The sequence below is a fragment of the Pseudomonas sp. NPDC077186 genome, from assembly GCF_044543505.1.
Taxonomy (GTDB): Bacteria; Pseudomonadota; Gammaproteobacteria; order Pseudomonadales; family Pseudomonadaceae; genus Aquipseudomonas.
On the sequence record NZ_JBITWE010000006.1, the window covers coordinates 288,968 to 295,043 of the forward strand.

3 protein-coding genes are annotated in these 6,076 nt (G+C 65.3%); 1 reads left to right on the forward strand and 2 read right to left on the reverse strand.

Annotated elements, in window-relative coordinates:
• The first annotated feature begins 2 nt into the window (after positions 1–2).
• Positions 3–1,952, forward strand: coding sequence for a cyclic di-GMP receptor LapD (gene lapD, locus ACIGKL_RS21920; protein WP_397488537.1), 1,950 nt, complete (start codon positions 3–5; stop codon positions 1,950–1,952).
• Positions 1,953–2,066: 114 nt separating this feature from the next.
• Here the strand turns inward: lapD and ACIGKL_RS21925 are convergent, their stop codons facing one another.
• Together ACIGKL_RS21925 and ACIGKL_RS21930 are read right to left on the reverse strand one after the other, a co-directional pair.
• Complete coding sequence (locus ACIGKL_RS21925) at positions 2,067–2,408, reverse strand: tryptophan synthase subunit beta (protein WP_084341476.1); 342 nt, start codon at positions 2,406–2,408, stop codon at positions 2,067–2,069.
• Positions 2,409–2,477: 69 nt separating this feature from the next.
• Complete coding sequence (locus tag ACIGKL_RS21930) at positions 2,478–6,059, reverse strand: beta strand repeat-containing protein (RefSeq protein ID WP_397488538.1); 3,582 nt, start codon at positions 6,057–6,059, stop codon at positions 2,478–2,480.
• Positions 6,060–6,076: the final 17 nt, after the last annotated feature.

The following is a 6,076-nucleotide window of genomic DNA, read 5'->3' on the forward strand; positions in this document are numbered from 1 at the left end:
CCATGTCCCTACTCAAGCAGCTGTTTCTCGCCATCTGCCTGTTCCTGGTGGTGGCCTTCACCGGCAGTTTCGTCGCCGGGGTGGAGAGCTCGCGCGAACAGCTGATCGGCCAGCTGCGCTCGCATGCCCAGGACGCCGCCACGGCGCTGGGCCTGTCGATGACGCCGCACGTGGACGACCCGGCGATGATCGAGCTGATGGTCAGCTCGATCTTCGACAGCGGCTACTTCGCCAGCATCCGCGTGGTGCGCATCGCCGACGACAGCCTGGTGGTGGAACGGCGCACCACCGTCACCCCGGAGAACGTGCCGCGCTGGTTCGTCGAGCTGGTCGACCTGCGCCCGCAGGGCGGCGACGCGCTGATCATGCGCGGCTGGGAACAGGCCGCGCGGGTCGAGGTGCTCAGCCATCCGCAGTTCGCCCTGACCAAGCTGTGGGACAGCGCGCTGGGCAGCCTGCTCTGGCTGCTGCTGTGCGGCCTGGTCAGCGCGGTGCTCGGCGGCTGGCTGCTGCGCACCCAGCTGCGCCCGCTGGACAAGATGGTGCAGCAGGCCCAGGCCATCACCCGCCGCGAATTCCTCACCCTGCCCCGCGTGCCGCGCACCCCCGAGCTCAAGCGCGTGGTGCTGGCGATGAACCAGATGGTCGACAAGCTCAAGACGCTGTTCGCCGAAGAAGCCGCGCGCAGCGAGAAGCTGCGCGAGGAGGCCTACCAGGACAGCCTCACCGGCCTGGCCAATCGCCGCCAGTTCGATATCCGCCTGAGCAATCAGCTGGCGCTCAGCGAGCAGAATGCCGACGGCTACCTGCTGCTGCTGCGGGTCAACGACCTCGGCGGCCTCAACCAGCGTCTCGGCGGCCAGCGCACCGACGCCCTGATCGGCGCCCTCGGCGAGCTGCTCAAGCGCCTGCTGGAGGCTCCGGGGCGCAGCGAGTGGCTGGCCGCGCGCAGCCGGGGCGGCGAATTCACCCTGCTCGCCCCGGGTCTGAGCGGCGAAGACGCCGACCAGCTGGCCATCGAACTCGGCCAGAGTCTGGACAACCTGCGCCAGACCGGTGCCAGCGACTGCGATCCGGTCGCCCATATCGGCGTCGCCGCGTTTCGCCCGGGCGAGGAACCCGGCACGGTGATCGGCCGCGCCGACCAGGCACTGGCCCAGGCGCAGAGCAATGCGGACAAATGCTGGGAACGCCTCGACGACTTCACCGCGCAGGGCGGCCAGGGCCTGCACGACTGGCGCAGCTGGATCGACGATGCGCTGAACAAGGGCAAGCTGCAGCTGTACTTCCAGCCGGTGGTCGAGTGCGCCGCGCGCGAGCGCCTGCTGCAACGCAAGGTGCTGGCGCGCCTGCTCGACCCGCAGGGCGAGGCCATCGCCGCCGGGCGCTTCCTGCCCTGGATCGAGCGCCTGGGCTGGGCCGCGCGCTTCGACCTGGCGATGCTCGAACACAGCTTCGCCCACCTGGCGCAGCACCCCGAGCCGCTGGCGCTGAGCCTGTCCGCCACAACCCTGCGCGACGGCCCGAGCAAGGCCAAGCTGCTGGCCATGCTCAAGAGCCACCCCGAGGCGGCGCAGCTGATGACCCTGGAGGTGGACGAACGCCACCTGCCGCCGCCGGCGGAGCTGGAAGCGCTGAGCCAAAGCGTGCGCGAGGCCGGCTTCAGCCTGGGCCTGCAGCACTTCGGCGGGCGCTTCAGCCTGATCGGCAACCTCACTCACCTCGGCCTGGCCTACCTGAAGATCGACGGCACCTATATCCGCGCCATCGACCAGGAAAGCGACAAGCGCCTGTTTATCGAGGCGATCTTCCGCGCCACCAACAGCATCGATTTGCCGCTGATCGCCGAGATGGTGGAAACCGAGGGGGAATTGCGCGTGCTCGAGGAGCTCGGCGTGCATGGCGCCATGGGCCGTCTGATCGGTGCGCCGGCGCCCTGGAACGACGGATGACCGTAGGGGCCCCGCCCCGGGGCGAAGCTTTTTCGGTTGTCCATTATCGCGGCGTCGCCATCATTCGCCGCGGGGCGCGGCTCCTACAAACCTGTGGCTCGTCGCGAGTGAGTCTCACACCAGATTGTGTTCGTCGTCGCCGAGCAGGCCGCTCAGGCCTTCGATCTCGGCCCGCGCGATGGCGCGCTGGTCGAGCTTCTGCCGCGCCGCTTCGGGCAGGTCGGTGTAGCGGATCACGCCGCGCTCGACCAGCACGCTGACCACGTCTTCGAGTACGCGCACCAGCTCCAGGTCGGACTGCTTGAGGCTGTCCAGACGCGCCTTGACCTCTTCCTTGGCCGCCAACCAGGTCTGCAACTCGTCGCTCTCGACCGCCAGGTTTTCCGTCATTCCCTCGAAGGGCTCGTATTCGACCCGCAGCAACCGTCCCGCGGCGTCGCGCTGTACATAAACCATGCCTGCTCTCTCCTGGCCAAAAAAAACCCGCTACCGGCAAAGGTAGCGGGTCGATCATATAAGCGAAGGTCAGACGGTATCTACATTCAACGTGCCGTCGTTGAGCATGGCCAGGATCACGCTACTCGTGTCGCCGCCGGCACCGTAGCCGCCGACGCCGCTACCGCCGAGCAGATTGACGTCCTGCAGCACGATGGTCTGATCCGGATTGGCGAAGTCGCCGGTCCCGCTGGTGCTGACCTTGACCGTGGTATCCAGAGCAGCGCCACCGACCCCGCCAAGGGCACTGGAAGTGATCTCCAGATAGTTCAACAGGTTGCCGATATCGCCGACAGTGCCGCGCTCCCCGATCAGCAGGTCGGAAAGATCCAGCCGGTCGCCATTGCTCGCACCGTTGAAGTTGCGGGTGAAGTTGAGCAGGGTATCGGTGCCACCATCGGCATCGCCGTTGAGCCAGAGGAAGGTGTCCTTGCCATCGCTGTTGCTTGCCGAGCCGCCGCTCATGGTGTCATTGCCGCGGCCGCCGATCAGCACATCGTTGCCACCGCCACCATAAAGGCCGTCATTGCCCAGCAACCCGCTGAGGACGTTGTTCTGCCCACCTCCAGCCAGCATGTCGCCATGCTGGGAACCGATGAGGTTCTCGATGCTGCTCAGCACATCTCCCGCGGCGCCCCCGCCGACGTTACTGCCGCCACTGGCATTGCCCGAGTTGTTGAGCGTGACGCTGACCCCGCTGGATGCATCGATGTAGCTGGCGGTGTCGTTGCCGCTCCCGCCATTCAGCTCGTCACCGCCGGCACCGCCGACCAGGATGTCGTTACCCTCGCCGCCATTGAGCGTGTCATCGCCGCCATTGCCGATGAGGATATCGTCGCCGCTGTTGCCATTGAGGGTGGTGCCGCTGTTGCCGTCGATGAGTATCTCGTCGAGGAAGCTCCCATTCAGCGAACCGCTGCCGTCCACATCGACGACCGTAACCTTGGCATTGGCACTCTGGCCGCCGGCCTGGCTTTGGTAGACGAAGGACTCGCCGTCGTTAGCCCCCGCAATCGAGGTCGAGGCACTGGCTCGCGTTGCCGTCAGGCCTGCCGCCGAAACGATGCTGGTGATGGCCTGGATCGAGCTGTTGGGGCCGCTGTCGTTAGCCAGCAAGGCCCAGTCCGGGATATCGAAACTGTTGCTGCGCGAAACCACGAAGTCATCGCGCGCCACCATCGGGCCATCGGCCGGATCGACCGTAATGGTCAAGGTCGCCAGGTTGCTGAGGTCGCCGTCGTTGTCGACCAGCACGAAGCCGACCTGCTGGCTCATGCCACTGCCGACATTCGCCGCGGAGACGTAGGTGTATTCGCCGCTGGCCATGTTGACCGTCAGCATGGCACCGGCAGCCAGCGCCAGGCTCAGCATCATGCCATTGACCGTACTGCCGTCCGACCCGGTAATGGTGGGGTTGGGGCCAACATTGAAGGTGTAGGTCACGCCATTGACCACCACCGACTTGACCCGCCCGCCATCGGCGCCGAAGCCATTGACGCCATCGGTGAGGCTACCGCTGATCGGTGTCGACTGGGCGGTCTGAACCAGCACGCTCTCCAGATCGGCGAAATCGTTCACGGCAATGGCATTGGCGTTGCTGGCGGTGGTGCCGTCGTAGGCAATCGGGTCGAGCTGGTCGTTGTTGCTGAAATTGCCGGGCAGGTTGTCATTGACCTCTGCCGCCGGCCCCATGCCCAGGGCATAGGACTTGACCTTGTTGGCATTCAGGAAGTTGACCCAGGTGGCCTCCTCGCTGGCATTGATACCCGCACTGCCGCTCGGCTGATTGGGGATACCGTCGGAGAGGAAGTACGAGACGTTCTGCAACGGCTCGCCCGGATTACTGAGTAACGTCAGTTTGCCTGCCGAGCCCCAAGCGGAAATCGCAGTGCTCAGCGCCGCATCGTAGTTGGTCGTAGCGCTGTCGGGCGATTCCGGGAAACCGATCACCGCCGCCTTGGCCTGATCCACCGTCAGCCACAGGGTGCCGAACGCGGAGGCGGAATTGGCGAACGTCACCAGCCGTACCTTCACCTCGCCCATTGCCTCGTACTGCTCAAGCAGCTCGAGCACCGCCAACTTCGAGGCCTCCAGGCGCGACAGCCCGCCAAAGTCAGCCGGGTCGTTCATGCTGCCGGACACATCCAGCACGATCAGCAGGTTGGTGTTGACGTCGCCCGATGCCTCGCGGCTCTGACTGAGGTCCTGCGCCAGTGGCGAATCGTCGTCCACGGAAATTTCCAAGACGCCCTGCGCCGTCGAACCATTGCCATCGACCATCTCGTAGTCGAACTGGAAGTTCAGGTTGTTCTCCACGCTTCCGGAAACGGGTGCGGCATGATCCAGCGGCTTGAACAGCTGGAACTGGAAGGCCCCGGTGGCCGGATTGGTGAGCGTGACGGTAAAGACCGGTTGCCCGCCACCGACGATCTGCGCGGTCAGCACCTGACCATTGGGGCTGACCTGGTATTCGACGGCCTGGCCGCCGGAGGTGATAGTGGGCAGCCCGTCGGTCAGCCAGGTGAAGCTGCCGAAACCATCGTTGCCGTAGTCGTAGCCGAGGCTGCCGCTGGCCGTTGTCGCGGCGCCGTCGTCGTCCTCGACGCCGCCGATGATCCCGCCGGCCAGGCCTTCTTCGTCGACCAGGTCGAAGACATAGCCGCCGGAGGGCACGTCATCGACAAAGCAGACGTCCAGTTGGGTACTGACCACATCGTTGTCGCCGTCGACGACATCGACCTGGAACGAAAGATCCAGATCAGGCGGCAGGAACTGCTGTTCCAGCGTGATTTCCTGGATGCGATAGTCGCCAGCGTTGGAGCCGAAGGTCAGCTTGATGAAACCGCCGGACAGCGAGGCCGCAGTGCCGGTGGTGAACGCCGAATCGGCCAGATTGAAGCCGAACTGCGAACTCTCCGAGCCCTGGCCGTTGTAGGTACCGGCGGCCACCAGGTTGTTGCTGCCGTCGTAGGCCTGCCAGTACAACTGATCGCCGGACGACAACTTCTGCACATCCACCACGGCCGAGTAGACCGTGGCACTGAAGGCCATGTGCAGCTGTTCGCCCACGTCGATCAGGTTGTTGCCGCCGACGCCGACGCCCTGATTGGAGGGATTGACCAGGCCGTTGCCGGTTAGCGTGACCGACAAGCCCTCGCCGCTCTGCACCAAGAACGAGACCTGCGGCTGACCGGCCTCGATGGCCTGCAGATCGAAGTCCGCGATGGTCACCGGGCGCGCATTGACGATGGTCAGCTCGTAGTTGTTGCCATTGCCAAGCGCGTTGGGGTCGTCATAGACGGTGAGGACGAAGAACACCTCGCCACTGGCATCGCCCACCGTAGCGGTCAGCGTGGATACCCCGCCCTGTTTGACCACGGTGTAGAACAGCCCGTCGGCGGTCAGGCCGGCATTGGCGGAGAGATCGAAGCCACCGCCGTCGCTGCCATAGTCGGCCTGGATCACGCCCTGGGTGCTGAACCCATCGACCTCCTCGATTTCAGCGCAGTCCGGCGGCGTGACGCTGGGGCCATCGTCCTCGAAGACGATCTGCCCGCCGATGCCCACCTTGGAGGTGGCCACGTCGTTGTCGCCATCGGTGACCTTCAGCACCGCTTCGATCTTGCCGG

Bases quoted from the DNA above. Each gene is read 5' to 3' on its own strand.
- lapD (WP_397488537.1), top strand. From the start codon at position 3: ATGTCCCTACTCAAGCAGCTGTTTCTCGCCATCTGCCTGTTCCTGGTG.
- ACIGKL_RS21925 (WP_084341476.1), bottom strand. From the start codon at position 2,408: ATGGTTTATGTACAGCGCGACGCCGCGGGACGGTTGCTGCGGGTCGAA.